The 16,667-nt window shown below is 73.7% G+C and carries 15 protein-coding genes; 9 read left to right on the top strand and 6 right to left on the bottom strand.

What is annotated here, in order from left to right:
- The first annotated feature begins 25 nt into the window (after positions 1–25).
- From ACTHLI_RS14765 to ACTHLI_RS14745, 5 genes are all read left to right on the top strand, one after another.
- On the top strand, positions 26–163 hold the full coding sequence (locus ACTHLI_RS14765) for a hypothetical protein (RefSeq protein WP_440185263.1): 138 nt from the start codon (positions 26–28) through the stop codon (positions 161–163).
- Positions 160–576 carry a hypothetical protein gene (locus ACTHLI_RS14760; RefSeq protein ID WP_440185261.1) on the top strand — a complete coding sequence of 139 codons (417 nt, stop codon included), beginning with the start codon at positions 160–162 and terminating at the stop codon, positions 574–576. Before ACTHLI_RS14765 ends, ACTHLI_RS14760 begins: the two co-directional genes overlap by 4 nt.
- Positions 577–613: 37 nt before the next feature.
- The gene (locus ACTHLI_RS14755; RefSeq protein ID WP_440185258.1) at positions 614–1,948 is read left to right on the top strand and encodes a maltokinase N-terminal cap-like domain-containing protein; all 1,335 of its coding nucleotides are present in this window, start codon (positions 614–616) and stop codon (positions 1,946–1,948) included.
- Positions 1,945–4,047 (top strand): S9 family peptidase, encoded by a 2,103-nt coding sequence (locus tag ACTHLI_RS14750; RefSeq protein ID WP_440185255.1) that lies wholly within the window; start codon positions 1,945–1,947, stop codon positions 4,045–4,047. The genes ACTHLI_RS14755 and ACTHLI_RS14750 overlap by 4 nt, the downstream gene beginning before the upstream one ends.
- Before the next feature lie 142 nt (positions 4,048–4,189).
- The gene (locus tag ACTHLI_RS14745) at positions 4,190–5,323 is read left to right on the top strand and encodes a glutathione-independent formaldehyde dehydrogenase (protein WP_440185252.1); all 1,134 of its coding nucleotides are present in this window, start codon (positions 4,190–4,192) and stop codon (positions 5,321–5,323) included.
- A gap of 118 nt (positions 5,324–5,441) precedes the next feature.
- On the opposite strand, the gene yidC is transcribed toward ACTHLI_RS14745, so the two are convergent.
- From yidC to ACTHLI_RS14725, 4 genes are all read right to left on the bottom strand, one after another.
- A complete protein-coding gene (gene yidC / locus ACTHLI_RS14740) occupies positions 5,442–6,167 on the bottom strand; it encodes a membrane protein insertase YidC (protein ID WP_440185249.1) in 726 nt (241 codons plus the stop codon).
- Between the two features lie 108 nt (positions 6,168–6,275).
- Entirely contained in the window at positions 6,276–6,527 is a 252-nt protein-coding gene (locus ACTHLI_RS14735) for a DUF6412 domain-containing protein (RefSeq protein ID WP_440185246.1), read from the bottom strand.
- A gap of 202 nt (positions 6,528–6,729) precedes the next feature.
- Positions 6,730–8,955 carry a DEAD/DEAH box helicase gene (locus ACTHLI_RS14730; RefSeq protein ID WP_440185244.1) on the bottom strand — a complete coding sequence of 742 codons (2,226 nt, stop codon included), beginning with the start codon at positions 8,953–8,955 and terminating at the stop codon, positions 6,730–6,732.
- Positions 8,956–8,998: 43 nt separating this feature from the next.
- Positions 8,999–10,456 carry an FAD-dependent oxidoreductase gene (locus ACTHLI_RS14725; protein WP_440185241.1) on the bottom strand — a complete coding sequence of 486 codons (1,458 nt, stop codon included), beginning with the start codon at positions 10,454–10,456 and terminating at the stop codon, positions 8,999–9,001.
- Between the two features lie 89 nt (positions 10,457–10,545).
- On the opposite strand from ACTHLI_RS14725, the gene ACTHLI_RS14720 reads away from it, so the two are divergent.
- The 3 genes from ACTHLI_RS14720 to ACTHLI_RS14710 all read left to right on the top strand — a co-directional run bounded on the left by ACTHLI_RS14720 (position 10,546) and on the right by ACTHLI_RS14710 (position 13,536).
- Positions 10,546–11,472 carry a pseudouridine-5'-phosphate glycosidase gene (locus ACTHLI_RS14720; protein WP_440185238.1) on the top strand — a complete coding sequence of 309 codons (927 nt, stop codon included), beginning with the start codon at positions 10,546–10,548 and terminating at the stop codon, positions 11,470–11,472.
- Between the two features lies 1 nt (position 11,473).
- Positions 11,474–12,343, top strand: a complete 870-nt coding sequence (locus ACTHLI_RS14715; protein WP_440185235.1) for a carbohydrate kinase family protein — start codon at positions 11,474–11,476, stop codon at positions 12,341–12,343.
- A gap of 197 nt (positions 12,344–12,540) precedes the next feature.
- Positions 12,541–13,536 carry a phosphodiesterase gene (locus ACTHLI_RS14710; protein ID WP_440185232.1) on the top strand — a complete coding sequence of 332 codons (996 nt, stop codon included), beginning with the start codon at positions 12,541–12,543 and terminating at the stop codon, positions 13,534–13,536.
- 16 nt (positions 13,537–13,552) lie between these two features.
- On the opposite strand, the gene ACTHLI_RS14705 is transcribed toward ACTHLI_RS14710, so the two are convergent.
- Both ACTHLI_RS14705 and ACTHLI_RS14700 read right to left on the bottom strand, forming a co-directional pair.
- The gene (locus ACTHLI_RS14705) at positions 13,553–15,139 is read right to left on the bottom strand and encodes a stealth family protein (RefSeq protein WP_440185229.1); all 1,587 of its coding nucleotides are present in this window, start codon (positions 15,137–15,139) and stop codon (positions 13,553–13,555) included.
- 175 nt (positions 15,140–15,314) lie between these two features.
- Positions 15,315–15,857, bottom strand: a complete 543-nt coding sequence (locus ACTHLI_RS14700; RefSeq protein WP_440185227.1) for a GDSL-type esterase/lipase family protein — start codon at positions 15,855–15,857, stop codon at positions 15,315–15,317.
- Between the two features lie 60 nt (positions 15,858–15,917).
- On the opposite strand from ACTHLI_RS14700, the gene deoC reads away from it, so the two are divergent.
- Positions 15,918–16,643 carry a deoxyribose-phosphate aldolase gene (deoC, locus tag ACTHLI_RS14695; protein ID WP_440185224.1) on the top strand — a complete coding sequence of 242 codons (726 nt, stop codon included), beginning with the start codon at positions 15,918–15,920 and terminating at the stop codon, positions 16,641–16,643.
- Positions 16,644–16,667: the final 24 nt, after the last annotated feature.

Genomic DNA, 16,667 nt, shown 5'->3' with positions numbered 1-16,667 from the left:
CGCCCGGTCGGGCTACCGTGGTGCCATGACGCGGCAGGGGCTCCCCGACGGCACGCCCGACGAGACCGAGGTCGAGCAGGACTTCACCGTGCCGGGCGACGCGGACCTCCGGCCGGTGGTGGACGAGGGCGGCGAGGACCTCGGCGAGGGCGACGACTCGTGAACGGCAGGGTCGTCGGCTGGACCGTCTCGCTCGGCGTGTTCGTCGCCGGCGCGGCGATCGCCGCGGTGGCGGCGACGCTCAGCGATGAGAACCGCCGCAGGGCGGCCGACTCTGCTCGGCTCCTCCGGGAACGGACCGCGGCCTCCGTCGACCAGCTCCGCGAGCGCACGGCCGTGACCGCGCAGGAGCTGCGCGACCAGTGGACCGAGACGGCGCTCGAGGTGCGCGACCGGTGGACGACCACGGCGGAGGGCGTGCGCGCACGGGCCGTCGACACCGCCGAGGACTGGCGCGAGCGCTCGAGCGAGGGCATCGAGCGCGCGCTCCGGCAGGCGGCGGAGGCGCGCGACGAGTCCCTCGCGGCGCTGCCCGACGAGGACGAGGAGCCCCGGTCGGAGTCCGGAGCGGACTGAGCGGACGCTCGGCCCCCGCTCGGTAGGTTCATGGGTCATGGCCGATCCCTCCCACCCCGTCGGAGCGCTCGCTCCCTGGATCGCCCGCCAGCGCTGGTTCGCGAACGCGACCGGTGACGCGCTCGGCCTCGCCGCCGTCCTCCCGCTCACCGCGGACGGCACGGTGCGCACGCTCCTCATCCGGGACGCGTCGGCAGGGGCCGAGGCGCTGTACCAGGTGCCGCTGGTGGCGGCGGACGGCGACGGGATCGGCGGATCGGGGCTCGCGGACGGCCCGCACGACCCCGCGTTCGTCGCCGCGCTGCTCGCGGCGACGCTCGGCGAAGCGGAGCTGACCGGGGACGGTGCCGGAGCGCGCGGCCGGCGGATCGGGTGGACCGGCGGCGTGCCCGGGGTGCGGAGCGCGAAGGTGCTCTCCGGCGAGCAGTCCAACACGTCGATCATCGTCGACGCGGAGACGGCCGACGGCGGGACAGCGCTGCTGATGGTGAAGGTGTTCCGCGCGCTGCACGACGGCGAGAACCCCGACGTGGTGCTCCAGTCGGCGATCGCCGCCGCCGGGTCCCCGCGCGTGCCCGCCACCTACGGCGCGCTGCTCGGCTCGTGGCCGGACCCCGCGGCCGCCGGCGGGGTCGCGCACGGGCATCTCGCGGTCGTCCAGGAGTTCCTCGCCGACACCCGCGACGCCTGGCGCGTGGCGCTGGACGCGGCGCGTGCGGACGACGACTTCTCGGCGCCCGCGCGCGACCTCGGCGCCGCGACCGCCGAGGTGCACCGCGTCCTCGCCGCCGTGCTCCCGACCGCCCGGGCCGACGAGGTCGCGCACGCCGCGCTGCTCGGCAGCATGCGCGCCCGCGCCGCATCGGCTGCGGCGCTCGTGCCGTCGGTCGCCCGTGTGCGGGACGCGATCGCGGCCGTGCTCGAGACCGGCGCGGCAGGCAGGTGGCCGGCCCTGCAGCGGGTGCACGGCGACTACCACCTCGGCCAGGTGCTGCAGGTGCCCGGCCGGGGGTGGGTGCTCCTCGACTTCGAGGGCGAGCCGCTCCGGCCGATGACCGAGCGGAACGAACCGGACCTGGCGCTGCGCGACGTCGCGGGCATGCTGCGGTCGTTCGACTACGTCGCCGGGACGATCGCCCACGAGGGCGGCGACGCGGCCCGTGCGAGGGCGTGGTCGGATCAGGCGAGAACGGCCTTCCTCGCCGGCTACGAGGCGGAGCTCGGCACCGCGCTCGCCCCTTTCGCGCCCCTCCTCGCCGCCCTCGAGCTCGACAAGGCGCTCTACGAGTGCGTCTACGAGGCACGCAACCGCCCCACCTGGCTCCCCATCCCCGAACTGGCCGTGCACCGGCTGCTGGAGGCCGTCGCATGACCACCGAGCTCCCCCTCGCCCTGCCCGCCGCGCCGCTCGCCGAGCGGCGCCCGCGCACCAGGACCCACCACGGCGACGCGGTCGTCGACGCATACGAGTGGCTGCGCGACCGCGACGACCCCGCCGTCCTGGCCCACCTGGAGGCGGAGAACGCGTACACCGACGCCCGCCTCGCGTCCCTCGAGCCCCTCCGCCGCACGATCTTCGGCGAGATCAAGGCGCGCACGAAGGAGACGGACCTCTCCGTGCCGTCGCGCGAGGGCGACTGGTGGTACTTCAGCCGGACCGAGGAGGGCAAGCAGTACGCGCGGCACTGCCGGGCCCCGATCGCCGGACCGGACGACTGGGCGCCTCCGACGCTCGGCGACGAGGTACCGGGCGAGCAGGTGCTCCTCGACGACGACGCGGAGGCGGCCGGCCACGACTTCTACTCGCTCGGCAGCTTCGACGTGTCGCCGGACGGGCACCTCCTGCTCTGGGCGGCGGACACGGTCGGCGACGAGCGGTACGTCCTGCGGGTGAAGGACCTGCGCACCGGGGAGGCCCTGCCCGACGTGATCGAGGGCACCATGCCCGGCGCGCTGTTCGACGCGGACGGGACGGGGATCTACTACACGACCTGCGACGAGGCGTGGCGACCCGACACCGTGCTGCGGCACGAGCTCGGCGCGACGGGTGCCGACGAGGTGCTCTTCACGGAGCCCGACGACCGCTACTGGGTCGGGGTCGGCATGACGAGGAGCCGGCGCTACGTCGAGATCGGCATCGGCTCGAAGGTGACGAGCGAGTCGTTGCTGCTCGACACCCGCCATCCCGAGGCCGGCTTCCAGGTGGTCTGGCCGCGGACCGAGGGCGTCGAGTACATCGTCGAGCACGCGGTGCTCGACGGGCGCGACCGCCTGCTCATCCTGCACAACGACGGCGCCGAGGACTTCGAGCTCGTCGCCGTGGACCCCGCCGATCCGCGCGGCCCGCGCGACGTGCTGCTGCCCTCCCGCCCCGGCGTGCGGCTGGAGGAGGTCGACGCCTTCGAACGGTTCGTCGCGGTGTCCTACCGGGAGGGCGGCCTGGCCAGGGTCGGCCTGCTCCAGCCGACCGGCATCGAGGAGATCCGGTTCGACGAACCGCTGTTCACGGCGGGCATCGGCTCGAACCCCGAGTGGGCGCAGCCGACCCTCAGGATCGGCTTCGGCTCGCTCGTGACCCCGTCCACCGTCCTCGACCTGGACACGGTGACGGGCGCCCGCCGGGTGCTGAAGCAGCAGCCGGTGCGCGGCGGCTACGACCCCGCCGCCTACCGGGAGCACCGGGAGTGGGCGACCGCGCCGGACGGCACCCGGGTGCCGATCTCGATCGTCGGGCGCGCCGACCTGATGGAGGACCGCGCGCACGCCGCGCCGATGCTGCTCTACGGCTACGGCTCGTACGAGGCGAGCATCGACCCGTCGTTCTCGATCGCGCGGCTGTCGCTCCTCGACCGCGGTGTCCTGTTCGCGATCGCGCACGTGCGCGGCGGCGGCGAGATGGGCCGCCACTGGTACGAGCAGGGCAAGACCCGCTCGAAGCGGAACACGTTCACCGACTTCGTGGCCTGCGCGCGCCATCTCGTCGCGGAGGACTGGACGGAGCCGGGCAGGCTGGTCGCGGAGGGGGCGAGCGCCGGCGGCCTGCTGATGGGCGCCGTCGCGAACCTCGCCCCCGACCTGTTCGCGGGCATCCACGCCGGGGTGCCGTTCGTCGACCCGCTCACCTCGATCCTCGACCCGTCGCTGCCCCTCACGGTCATCGAGTGGGACGTGTGGGGTGATCCCCTCCACGACCCGGAGGTGTACGCCTACATGAAGTCGTACTCGCCGGTCGAGAACGTCGGTGACCACCCGTACCCGCGCATCCTCGCCACCACCTCGCTCAACGACACGCGCGTGCTCTACGTGGAGCCGGCCAAGTGGGTCGCCCGGCTGCGGGAGGTGGGCGCCGACGTCCTGCTGAAGGTGGAGATGAGCGCCGGGCACGGCGGCGTGTCCGGCCGCTACGCGGCCTGGCAGGAGCGCGCGTTCGAGCTCGCCTGGATCCTCGACGTGCTCGGCCTCGCCGACTGACGGTCACGCGGGAGCCCCGCCCGGTCTCACCGCCCGCGCCCAGGCCCCGCCGGACCTCCGCACAGCAACCGTGCCGGGGATGCGGAGGAGCACGACGCACGGTGGGACCGCGTCGACGTCGGCGCCCGAGAAGGAGGAACCCATGCGCGCACTCGTGTACCACGGCCCGAAGCACGTGACGATCGACGAGGTGCCGGACGCGAGGATCGAGCGCCCCACGGACGCCCTCGTCCGCATCACCACCACGAACATCTGCGGCAGCGACCTCCACATGTACGAGGGGCGCACCGACGTCGAGCAGGGCAAGGTGCTCGGCCACGAGAACATGGGCGAGGTCATCGAGGTCGGGTCGGGCGTCGACCGGGTCAAGGTCGGCGACGTCGTCGTCCTGCCGTTCAACATCGCCTGCGGCTTCTGCAAGAACTGCGAGGCGGGCCGGACCGGGTTCTGCCTGACCGTCAACCCGGGCAGCGCGGGCGGCGCGTACGGCTACGCCGACATGGGCCCGTACTCGGGCGGCCAGGCGGAGCTGCTGCGGGTCCCGTACGCCGACTTCAACGCGCTCGTGCTGCCGGACGACGCGCACGAGAAGGAGAAGGACTACGTGATGCTGTCCGACATCCTCCCCACCGGCTACCACGGCACGCAGCTGGCCGACGTCGGCATCGGCGACTCGGTCGTCGTCTACGGCGCGGGCCCGGTCGGCCTGATGGCCGCCATGTCCGCGAACCTCCGGGGCGCGGCGGAGGTCTACGTGATCGACCGCCAGCCGGACCGGCTGAAGCTCGTCGAACGGGTGGGCGCGACCCCCATCGACGACTCGAAGGGCGACGCGGTGCAGCAGGTGCTCGACCGCACGAACGGCGAGGGCGCGGACAAGGGGGTGGAGGCGGTCGGGTACCAGGCGCACGACCACGAGGGCCACGAACAGCCGGGGATCACGATCAACGCGCTGATCCAGGCGGTGCGCCCGACCGGCCGCATCGGCGTGGTCGGGGTGTACGTGCCCGAGGACCCGAACGCCTCCTCCGATCTCGCCAAGCAGGGCGAGTTCCCGATGGACTTCGGGACGCTGTTCTTCAAGGGGCAGGCGATCGCGACCGGCCAGGCGAACGTCAAGCAGTACAACCGGCAGCTGCGGAACCTCATCCACCGCGACAAGCTGAACCCGGGGATCATCGTGAGCCACGAGCTGTCGCTGGACGAGGCTCCGGAGGGCTACCGGCACTTCGACGAGCGTGAGGACGGCTGGACGAAGGTGCTCCTCCACCCCTGACCCGGTCCTTCGCGGATCCGGCTTTCCTTCGCGGATCCGGAGTTTTTCGGCGACACGCCGGGCGCGGGGCCTCCCGCTCCGGGTGTCGCTCAGGATCTCCGGATCCGCGAACGCCTCCTCAGGCGATGCGGACCAGGCGCGGCAGGAGGAGCTGCTGGCCCAGGGTGAACAGCGCGCTGCACGCCCAGTAGGCGATGACGCCGACGGGGAACGCCAGCCCGCTCGCCGCCGTGACCAGGGGCAGGAGGAGCAGCAGCCGACCGCCGGGCGCCGGCGCGGCGCCGACCGAGGCGAGATGCTGCGTCAGGACCTGGGCGCCCGCGGTGAGCAGCAGCAGCGCGAACCCGACGACCGCGGACGGGACGCCGCCGCCCAGGGCTGTCACGGCGAGCGGCGCACCGAACACCGCTGCCGCGGCGAACGAGCCGATGGCGGCGCCGCCCGTCGAGTGGGCGGCGGCCTCCAGCGCCTGCACGAGCGCCAGGAACAGCGGTACCTGGATCAGCAGGGGCAGGAACGAGGCGAGCGGGCGGATGCCGCGCTCGCGGTAGAGCGCGGCGGTCTCCTCCGCCATCCGCCGGCGGGAGGCGAGATCGGTCCGGCCCTTCGCACGGTCGCGGATCGCGGCGAGCTCGGGCTGGAGCGCGCGCATCCGGAGGGTGGACCGGAAGGAGCGCACCGCGAGCGGGAGGAGCAGGGCGCGGACCGCGACGACGAGCAGCGCGACGGCGGCGAGCCAGGTGAGCCCGGCGGCGGGATCGAGCCCGATGCCGGTGAGGGTCGTGTGGAACCAGGTGAGGAGGGCCTCGACCGCTGAGCGGACGGGGGCGAGGAGATCGGGCATGGCGGGACCTTCCGAGGTCGGCGAAGCGGACGCGTTCCCCAGGGGAACGATCGGGAGCCGTCCCGGCGCGGGACGGGGGCGCGCAGCACCCGCTCGAGGCGGGTCGGTTCAGCGCGTCGCGCCCGGAGCCCTCGCCCTCCGATGTCCATCCGCCGCCGGGTCGCTCACCCGCAGGAGCACGCGGAGCACGGCGAACCCGTGCTGCGCAGGGACCGGCAGCGCGGTCCGCGGCGCGGAGACCGCGCGGAGCACCGCGACGACGGTCAGCGCCGCCGCCACCAGGGCGGCCGTGAGGAGCAGCTCCGCGCCCGTCGCGCCCGGGCGCAGGAGCAGCAGCGCGCTCAGCAGCCCGCCCGTCATCGCTCCAGCGTAGGACCCGAGGGGACGTTCGGATGCGGATGGACGGCGTCGGCGCCCCGCTCGCGCCGCGTCGCCGCCACCCACCTCGTCCGACGAGCACGACAGCAGGAAGGAATCGCTTCGGCAGGAAGAACGGGGCGGTTCCTTCCTGCTGAAGTGGATTCCTCCTGCTGACGGGCGCGGGAATTCCTGCTGATGTGCTCTACAGCTTGAGGGCGTCCTTCAGGAGGCTGATCAGGGCGTCGAGCTGCACCGACGTCTCGCCGGTCACCTCGGAGTCGTTGCCGTCGAGCGCGCGCGCCGCGAGCGACGCCTTCGAGTCGACCAGCTCCGCGATGCGGGCGTCGATCGTGTGCGCCGCGATGATCCGCCACGCGGTGACCGGCTCCGACTGGCCGATGCGGTGCGTGCGGTCGATCGCCTGCTGCTGCTCGGCCGCCGTCCACGACAGCTCGGCGAGCACGACGTTCGAGGCGACCTGCAGGTTGATGCCCACGCCCGCGGCGGACAGCGAGCAGACGATCGCCTTCGTCCCCTTGTCGTGCAGGAACGAGTCGACCGCGCGCTCGCGGGCCGCGGCCGTCTGGTCGCCGCGGATCGACACCGACTTGATCGCCCGGCGCGCGAAGGTCGCCTCCGCCTGGTCCATCACGTCGATGTGCTTGGCGAACAGCACGACCTTGCCCGTCGAACGGGCGAGCTGCGTGGCGTAGTCCGCCGCGAGCGCCGCCTTCGCGGACCCGATCTTCCGGATCATCGTGAAGATGTTCTCGCCGGTGGTCGCGCTCCTGGACTCCTCGAGCTCCTGCTGCGCGACGAGGCGCACGAGCTGCATCCGCTGCTCGTCGGTCTCCGGCTTGCGACCGGCGGCCAGCGACCGGTACCGCTGCACGAGCCGCTGCTGCAGCTCGCGCTCGGCCTGCCGGATCGAGCGGCCGGCCTCGTCGTCGAGCTCGACGGGCAGGTCCACGACGCGCTTCGCGGGCAGGTCGGCCGCGACGTCGACCTTGCGGCGGCGGACGAAGCCCATGTCGATGACCGCCTGCCTGGCGGCGGGGAGGAACCCGGGCTCGGCCGGGGACAGCCCCGTCTCCTCGAGCCTGGCCATCAGCTCGGGCAGCGGCTTCGTCTCGTCGATCCAGCCGAGGAACTGCCAGATCGCCTTGAAGTCCTCCGTGCTGTTGATCACCGGCGTGCCGGTGAGGGCGAGCAGGAGGGGATCGCTGCGGCGCTCGCGGAGCGCGGCGGCGAGCGACAGCACGAGCTTCGAGCGCTGCGACCCGTGGTTCTTGATGAAGTGCGCCTCGTCGACGACCATGCCCTTGAACCCGAGGGTCTTCAGCCACCCCGAGTGCCGGTCGAGCACCTCGTAGTTCACGATCACGACGTCCGCGAACGCGTCCAGGTCGTCGCCGTCGCCGTGGATCACGGTCGCCGTGCGGTTCGGGATCCACTTCTGGACCTCGCGCGCCCAGTTCATCTTCACGACGTTCGGCACGACCGCGAGGAGCGGGAAGGCGTCCGCGACCGACGCGGCGATGAGGCTCTGCGCGGTCTTCCCGAGGCCCGGCTCGTCGGCGAGCAGGAACGTGCGGTGGCCGCGGGCCACGGCCTCGATGAACGCGGCCTGGTGGTGCATCAGCTCGGTGCCGGGAGGCGCCCAGCGCGGCTTCGCCGGCGACTCCGGCAGCTCCATGCTGGTGACGCCGCCCCCGCCGATCTCGAACGCCTTGAAGAGCGGGCCGAGCAGCTCCCAGTTCGCGAGCCTGCGGGTCAGGTGCGGCGCGCGGCCGAGCGCGAAGTCCGGCGGCAGGAACGGGTTCGCGAGCTGCCGCGCGCGCACCGACACGGGGGTCACCTGCCGCTCGGCGAACGGGTCCGCGGCGGTGGGCGCTGCCGGCGTCTCCTCCTCCGGCACGTCGTAGCCCGCCTCCTGCAGCATGCGGCGCTTCAGCGACCGCGCGGAGTCGGACGGGGCGTGGCCCGGCTCGAGCAGCGCGATCAGCGAGGTGTCGCGCGCCGCGGTCTTCGCGAGGATCGTCGCGACGCCGTCGAGCCGCTTCAGGGTCTCCGCCCTGGCCTCCTCGCCGAGCTCCGGGTCCGTCTTCGCCCGCGCGCGCTCCTCGCGCACGAGGAGCGCGATCACCTGGAACTTCGTGCGTCCGGACGGGTTGACGGGGCCGCGGGACGCCGCGGTCTCCACCTCCCGGACCGCCCGTGCGAGCACGGGGATCAGTCCGGTGTTGTCGAATGCGCCCTTGCGGGCGGTGCGGGTCCTCGTGGGGGTCGCCGTGGATCGAACCAAGTGGGTCTCCAGGAAAGCCGTCCGCGCGGAACGAGAGCCGCGGCGTCGCCGCGGGCGCGGAACGAAGTGGAACGGGTGCCGGCAGCGGACTCGAATCGGACGAGCGTCGTCGAGCAAGGCCATGGGGCCGCGGCCTGCAGCAGGAGCAAGTGTACCGCGGATGGGATCAGCGGTCCGACGCGCCGTCCGGCGCGCCGGGGGTCGGCACCGGACGGAGCGGCCCGCGCGCACCGCCCTCGAGCACGCTGCCGTCGACGTCGAACCGGCTGCCGCAGACGGGGCAGTCCCAGCTCGTCTCGAGGTCGTTCCACACCACGACCCCGCCCGCCCTGGTGCAGGTGGCGACGACGCTCCGCAGCACGTCCCCGGTCCGGCTCGTGGCGACCGGCCCGTCGTCGGTGCGGTGGACGACCCCCTGGCCCTCCTTCAGCAGCCGGAGGTCGGCGGGGGCGAGGCGCCGGAAGCCGGAGACCAGCGCCGACGCGGCCCGCACGTCGGCGACGAGCCCGATGCCCTGGCTGCGCGGCCGGGTGACCCGTCTGCCGATCGTGGTCGCCCACGCGGGTCGCGACAGGCCGAGCAGGTCGCGGCTCAGGCGGATCCCCGCCGCAGCGCCCTGGGTGAGCCCCCATCCGTCGAACCCGGAGGCGAACGACACGGCGCCGCCGGCCCGCGGCAGCCTGCCCACGAAGGCGATCGGGTTGAACGGCCGGTAGTCCTGACCGCTCCAGGCGTCGGTGCGCACGAAGTCGGGCGCCATCCGGCGCACCGCCTCGTCGAGCCGGTCGGCGCGGTGCAGCTCGGAGCCGCCCGTGCCGACCGCGTGCGCCTGCCCGATCGCCGTGAGGCCGCCATGGGGCGTCGGCGACACGGTCGTGCTGCCGCGCGGCCCGATCGCGGTCACGATCGGCAGGCCGACCTCGGCCGCGCCCGCCACCGCCACGATGCGGAACGCGGCCGTCTTCAGCGCGTACAGGCCCCGGTCGAGGATCGGCGTGCCGGTGGCGAGCACCACGTGCCGGGCCGAGTACTCGTTCTGGCCGGTCTCGACCGTGGTCACGTCCTTCGGCCGGACCCGGATGTCGACGACGCGCTCCCGCTCCACGATGCGCACCCCGGCCCGGGTCGCGGCGATCGCCAGCGCGGACAGCAGCCTGGCCGGGTCGACGAGGAGCTGGTCGGGCAGGCGAAGCGCGCCGTGGTGCCCGAACGGGAGGGCGGGCGACCGCTGCAGCTTCTCGAGCTTCAGGCCCGCCCGCTGGGCGGCGAGGTGCTCCTCGTCGATCCGCGCGGCGCCCTCGGGACGGGACGCGACGAGGTACGCGTCGTGGCGTGCGTGCGCCGTGCCGGTCGCGTCGATGAGCTCCTCGAGGAACGCGAAGCCGGCCGCGTTCATCGCCCGGTACGCCGCGGCGTTCTTCCGCGCGGTCTCGCCCGCCATCCGGCGGTACGCGGTGCCGTGCAGCTGGCTGATCACGCCGGCGGAACGACCGGAGGACCCGCCGCCGACGGGCTCCGCCGTGATCACCACCACCCGGTGCCCGCCCCTCGCCAGCAGGAGCGCGGTGGTGAGCCCCACGACGCCCGCGCCCACCACGACGTCGTCGACCGCGTCCGAAGCCATGGTCCGACGCTAGCGGGGACGCCTGCGGGCGGGCCGCGCCCGCGGCGGCGGAGCGGCGAGCCGGGCGTCCTCTCCTAGGCTGGTGCGCCGTGCCGAACCCGCCGTTCCTCCTGTCCGACGAGGTCGCCGACGCGCTCGAGGCCGGACGGCCCGTGGTCGCGCTCGAGTCGACGATCATCAGCCACGGCCTGCCGCGCCCGCGGAACCTCGAGGCCGCCGGGGAGTTCGAGGCGATCCTCCGGGACGCGGGCGTCGTGCCGGCGACCGTCGCCGTGCTGGACGGCGTGCCCCGCGTCGGTCTCGACGGGACGGGTGTCGAGCGCATCGCGAACGAGGACATGGCGAAGGCGAGCATCCGCGACCTGCCGGTGCTCGCCGCTCGTGGCGCGAGCGCGGCGACGACGGTCGCAGCCACCACGCATCTCGCGGCGCTGGCGGGGGTGCGCGTGTTCGCGACGGGCGGCCTCGGCGGTGTGCACCGCGGCGCGTCGGCCACCTTCGACGAGTCCGCCGACCTCGTCGCCCTCGCCGAGCACCCCGTCGCGGTCGTCTCCGCCGGGGTGAAGAGCGTGCTCGACATCGGCGCGACGCTCGAACGCCTCGAGACGCTCTCGGTCCCGGTGGTCGGCTACGGCACGACGGCCTTCCCGAGCTTCTGGCTCCCGACGTCGGGGTTCGACCTGGACTGGCGGGTGGACGGCCCGGAGGAGGTCGCCGCGATCCTGCGCGCGCAGGACGCCGCACCCGAGGACGGTCGACCCCGGCCCGGCCTCGTCGTCGCCAACCCGGTACCGGAGGCGGAGGGCTGGGACCGGGCCGAGCACGACCGCGTGCTCGCGGAGGCGTTCGCCGCGGCCGAAGCCGCGAACGTGCGGGGCAAGGCCGTGACGCCGTTCCTCCTGTCGTTCATCGTCACCGCCTCAGGGGGGACCTCGCTCGAGGTGAACCTCGCCCTCGCGAGGAACAACGTGCGCGTCGCGGCCGCGATCGCCACCGCGTACGCCGCCGCCCGCTGAGATGGCCGGGGTCCTCGCCGTCGGGGACGTGATCGACGACGTGCTCGTGCGGCCCTCAGGGCCCATCAGCCCCGACACGGACACCCCGAGCAGGATCGAGCGCGTCGCAGGCGGATCGGCCGCGAACACCGCGTGCTGGCTCGCGGGCACGGGCACGCCCGTCACGCTCGTGGCCTCCGTCGGCCGCGAGGACGTGCAGCGGCACGAGGCGCTGCTCGTCGAGCGGGGCGTCGTGCCGCACCTCATCCCGCGCCGTCGGCCCACCGGCACGATCGTGGTGCTGTCGCAGGGCGAGTCGCGCGCCATGCTCACCGACCGCGGCGCGAACGAGGACACCGATCCCGCGGACGTCCGCGACGACCTGCTCGCCGGGCACGCCCTGCTCCACGTCACCGGGCACGTGTTCGCGGGCCCCGACCGGGACGCGGGCTGGCGCGCGCTGTTCGAGCGGGCGACCGCGGCGGGGCTCACCACCTCCGTGGCGCCGGGCTCCGCCGGCCACCTGCGGGTGCTCGGGCCCGACCGGTTCCGCCGCATCGTCGCCGGGGTGGACCTGCTGATCGCGGGCCTCGAGGAGGCGCAGCTGCTCACCGGCAGGACGGACCCGGTCGCGGCGGCCCGCGAGCTCGCGGCGGCACATCCGCTCGTGGTCGTGACGCTCGGCTCCGGCGGTTCCCTGCTCGCCACGGCGGGCGGCGTCGAACGGGTGGCGGCCGTCGCCGCGGACGTCGTGGACGTGACCGGTGCCGGGGACGCGTACGCGGCCGGGCTGCTCGGCGCGCTGCTCGACGGCGCGACCGACGCGGAGGCGGGCGCGCGGGCCGCCTCCCTCGCCGCGCTCGCGGTCGGGAGGGTGGGCGCCCGGCCCTGACCGCGCTCCGCCGGGCACGGTCGGCCGCGGATCCGTGCACCCGGAGGACGGAAACGCCGACCCGCCAGCCGGGTTGCGCGGCATCCCGTTCACCGCGGCGACGATGCCTGTTCAGACGACATCCATTCGGGGGGACGCGGGCCGTCCTCGGCCGCGAGTAACTTGTGCCGCCACGCGACGGAAAGCGAGAAGCCGAATTGTCCAGCCGAGGCGCTGACGGGTCCGATACCGCGAGGACGGCCGAGCACGGCCGTCCTGACCACTTCCTCCTGCACCTGAGCGACACGCATCTGCTGATCCCCGGCGGCAGGCTCTACGACCGCATCGCGCCGGAACGCAGCCTGCAGCGCATCTTCGCAGAGCTCGAGGCCTCCGGCACCCGCCCGGAGGCGATCGTCTTCACCGGTGATCTCGCCGACCACGGCGACGCGGAGGCGTACCGCCTCCTGCGCTCGATCGTCGAACCGGCCGCGGCTCGGCTCGGCGCCCAGGTCATCTGGTGCATGGGCAACCACGACGACCGCGCCACGTTCCGGCGCGAGCTGTTCGGCCAGGCGCGCAACCGCAGGCCGGTGGACCGCGTCTACGACGTGCACGGCCTCAGGGTCATCACGATGGACACCTCGGTGCCCGGGCACCACCACGGCGAGCTCACGGGCGCGCAGCTCGACTGGCTCGCGGAGGAGCTCGCCTCCCCCGCGCCGCACGGGACGATCCTCGCCCTGCACCACCCGCCGCTGCCCTGCATCCAGGACCTCGCCGTCATGGTGGAGCTGCGCGACCAGGCGGGGCTCCGCGAGGTCGTCGAGGGCAGCGACGTCCGGTCGATCCTCGCCGGGCACGTGCACTTCTCCACGAGCGGCACCTTCGCGGGCATCCCCGTCTCCGTCGCGTCGGCCACCTGCTACACGCAGGACCTGACCGGCGAGACGCGCGGCACCCGCCCGCAGGACGGCAACCAGTCGTACAACCTCGTGCACGTCTACGACGAGCTGGTGCTGCACTCGGTCGTGCCGGTCGCCGCGGGCCTCGCGATGTCGACGACGTCCGCGGCGGAGAGCGCCGAGATCCTCGCCGCGCACGGCGTCACGATCCCAGACGCGGTCAACGCGCACCTGCCGTCGCGCGTCTTCGACCGCGTCGACGAGGAGCTCGAGGCGATGACCAGGCCGATCCCGGTCATCCGCCCCTAGCCGGAGCCGAGCCCGGTCACCCGGCCTGCGCCGGGGTCTCCTCCGCCTGCTCCGTCCGCTCCCACGGGGCCGGGAGCGGGAAGTAGGTCTGCAGGAACGCCGTGACCTTCTTCGCCCGCACCTCCGGCGACACCTCGGGGAAGCTGCCGTCGTTGAGGCAGAAGAAGTCGTAGTCGCGGCGCTTCGCGAGCCGCTTGAGCAGGCCGAGGCCCTTGTGGGTGGTGGTGTCGACGTAGAGCATCGAGGACGCGGTGTTCGGCACCGCCCGCCCGGTGAGCAACGCGTAGTAGTGGTAGAGGCTGTTCGTGACGGAGATGTTGTCCTTCGCGCGGAACGGGCTCGCCGCCGTCGCCCTGAACTCGGCCGCGAACTCCTGCTCCATCTCCTCGATGACGCTCTTCCGCAGCGGCGCGGCGGTGTGCTCGAGATGCCGGGTGATCACGCGTCCGAAGCGCTCCTTCAGGAGCGCCCGGTTCACCCTGGCGGAGTTCTCGAACCCGCTGCGCGCCGGGTCGTTGTCACCGAGCCCGATCCGGGTGTCCGCCTCGATGAACCGGCTGACGCCTCCCGGCGAGAAGAACACGTCCGGCCGGAGGGGGCGCCCGATGAACATGTCGTCGTTCGAGTAGATGAAGTGCTCGGAGAGGCCCTCGATGTGGTGGATCTGGCTCTCCACCGCCTGGGAGTTGTGCGTCGGGAGCACGGAGGGGTCCGAGAAGAACTCCTCGCTGCGCACGATGCGCACCCTCGGGTGCTCCGCGAGCCAGGCGGGCGGGTTGGAGTCGGTGGCGATGTAGATGTTCCTGACCCAGGGCAGGAAGGTGTGCACGCTGCGCAGCGCGTAGCGCAGCTCGTCGATCTGGCGGAAGCGCGCCTCCGAGTCGTCGCCCTCCCCCACCACGTAGGCCGCCATCCGCCTGGCGCGCGCCCGCTGCCACTCCTTGTCGGTGCCGTCGACCCAGGAGAACACCATGTCGATCGGGAACGTCACGTCGGACACCAGGTCCGCGAACATGTCGCGCATCGTCGACCAGGTGCGCCCGTACCGCTCGGTCGTCTCCGGGTGCAGCTCCGCGGTGATGAACCGCCTGCGGGTCAGGGCGTTCGGGGCCGGTACCCGGACCTCGGCGCCCTGCCGGACCCAGAACTCGAAGCGCACCCCGTCGGCGGGATCGGCGTGCAGCACGCCGGCGCCGTCGACCCTCGGGCGGTACAGGGACAGGAGGCGGTCCGTGCGCGCCGGAGCGACGTCGCCGTCCGCGACGAGCACCGACTCGTCCCTGGGGCGCAGGTTGCGCTTCAGGGCGACTGCGAGGAACGGCTCGTCCGCGCAGGCGGCGACGAGGGCGCGGGTGACCGCGAGCCGCTCGCTCTCGTCGACGACGAGGATCGGCCGGTGCGCGTCGTCCCGGACGAGCAGGTACTCGATGTCGGCCGCGTCGAGCGCGTCGGCGAGGAACAGCAGATCGGCCACGCGCGCCTCGGAGGGGGTCTCGTGGCGGTCGGCGAGCGCCAGCACGCCGTCGACCTGGACCACGTCGGGGCGCGACCGGATGCGCGACGCCGGACTCTGCAGGGGACGGAGCTTGGAGCGCACGGGCATGGCGGGATCCCCTGTTCAGGTCGTGGAGCTTCGCTGACGGTCCTCCAGCCGCACCGGGGCGGCGTCGTCGCGGCGCCTGTGGAGGAGGCGCTCCTGGACGAATGGTATCCGTCCCGTGTACCCGCCGATCACCTGATCGGCTGCGAGATCGCCGCGATTCGGCGCGCGCTGCCGATCAGGCGAGCTGGGCGCGCAGCTCCTCCGCCCAAGCCGCGTACCCGGCGTCGGTCAGGTGGAGGCGATCGGTGGTGAGCTCCGGACGCAGCTCGCCGTCCTCCTCCGCGAACGCCGGCCACAGGTCGAGGAACTCGGCCTTCACGGTCGGGGCGAACTGCCGCACGTGGATGTTCACCTCGCGGATCCAGTCCGCGCGCTCGCGCTCGCGGGGCAGGACGGAGCAGACCACGAGCCTGGCGTCCGGCAGCTCGTGCCGGAGGCGGAACAGGATGTCCTCGAGGCCGCGCACCACCTGCTCGACCGTGGCCCGGCGGGACTCGTTCGTGCCCGCCATGAGCACGACCGTGCCCGGCTGCAGGGCGATGACGTCGTCGAGCCGTTCCGCGACATCGGCGGTCGTGTCCCCTGCGACGCCGGCGTTCACGACCTCCTGGTCGGGGAAGGCCTCGGCCCAGGGACCCGCCTCGGTGAGGCTGTCGCCCAGCAGGAGCAGCGGCCCTGCAGGCGCCTGGTCGGGCTGGGAGGCTTCCGAGTCGCTCACCCGGTCAGGCTAAGGGGCCGTCCTGAACAGGCCAAACGCGGACGCGTAGGCTGTGCGGCCGTGCCAGCGACCGAGCCCATCACCGTCGAGTCCATCGCCGCCCTGATCGACCACGCGATCCTGAAGCCGGAGCTCACCGACGACCAGGTCGCCGCGGACCTCGACCTCGCGGCCCGCTGGGGGGTCTTCAGCGTCTGCGTCCGCCCATCCGACGTCCCCCGGTCCGTGGCGAGGCTGGACGGCACCGGGGTGGCGACGGGCACCGTCATCGGGTTCCCGCACGGGTCCACCTCGACCGCGGCGAAGACCGAGGAGAGCCGCAGGGCGCTCGACGACGGGGCGAGCGAGCTGGACATGGTCCTGCACATCGGGCGCCTGCGCAGCGGGGACCTCGCGGCGGTGACGGACGACATCGCCGCGGTCGTCGCGGTCGCCGGCGGCCACGTCGTCAAGGTCATCCTCGAGACCGCGTTCCTCACCGACGACGAGGTCGTCGCGGGCGCGAAGGCGGCGGAGGCCGCCGGGGCGTCGTTCGTGAAGACGTCGACCGGGTTCGCGGGCGGCGGCGCGACGCTGCACCACCTGCGGCTCATGCGCGACGCGGTCTCCCCCGCGGTGCGGGTGAAGGCCTCTGGCGGCGTGCGGGGGCTCGCGACGCTGCTCGAGATGCGCGCGGTGGGCGTCGACCGCTTCGGCACGAGCGCGACGGAGACGATCCTCGGCGACGTGCAGCGGCTCGTCGCGACCGGCGCCGCCTCCGGCGCGACGGACGCGTCCTCCTACTGACTTCGTCGTTCAGGAGATCCAGCG

This window comes from Amnibacterium sp. (genome assembly GCF_051956055.1).
GTDB lineage: Bacteria > Actinomycetota > Actinomycetes > Actinomycetales > Microbacteriaceae > Amnibacterium.
This window is presented reverse-complemented; position numbering and strand designations above follow the sequence as displayed.

What these genes read in the sequence shown, in the direction of transcription:
- ACTHLI_RS14705 (WP_440185229.1), bottom strand. Translation starts at nt 15,139, where the DNA reads ATGCCCGTGCGCTCCAAGCTCCGTCCCCTGCAGAGTCCGGCGTCGCGC.
- ACTHLI_RS14765 (WP_440185263.1), top strand. Translation starts at nt 26, where the DNA reads ATGACGCGGCAGGGGCTCCCCGACGGCACGCCCGACGAGACCGAGGTC.
- ACTHLI_RS14715 (WP_440185235.1), top strand. Translation starts at nt 11,474, where the DNA reads ATGGCCGGGGTCCTCGCCGTCGGGGACGTGATCGACGACGTGCTCGTG.
- ACTHLI_RS14750 (WP_440185255.1), top strand. Translation starts at nt 1,945, where the DNA reads ATGACCACCGAGCTCCCCCTCGCCCTGCCCGCCGCGCCGCTCGCCGAG.
- ACTHLI_RS14755 (WP_440185258.1), top strand. Translation starts at nt 614, where the DNA reads ATGGCCGATCCCTCCCACCCCGTCGGAGCGCTCGCTCCCTGGATCGCC.
- ACTHLI_RS14730 (WP_440185244.1), bottom strand. Translation starts at nt 8,955, where the DNA reads ATGGCCTTGCTCGACGACGCTCGTCCGATTCGAGTCCGCTGCCGGCAC.
- ACTHLI_RS14745 (WP_440185252.1), top strand. Translation starts at nt 4,190, where the DNA reads ATGCGCGCACTCGTGTACCACGGCCCGAAGCACGTGACGATCGACGAG.
- ACTHLI_RS14725 (WP_440185241.1), bottom strand. Translation starts at nt 10,456, where the DNA reads ATGGCTTCGGACGCGGTCGACGACGTCGTGGTGGGCGCGGGCGTCGTG.
- yidC (WP_440185249.1), bottom strand. Translation starts at nt 6,167, where the DNA reads ATGCCCGATCTCCTCGCCCCCGTCCGCTCAGCGGTCGAGGCCCTCCTC.
- ACTHLI_RS14735 (WP_440185246.1), bottom strand. Translation starts at nt 6,527, where the DNA reads ATGACGGGCGGGCTGCTGAGCGCGCTGCTGCTCCTGCGCCCGGGCGCG.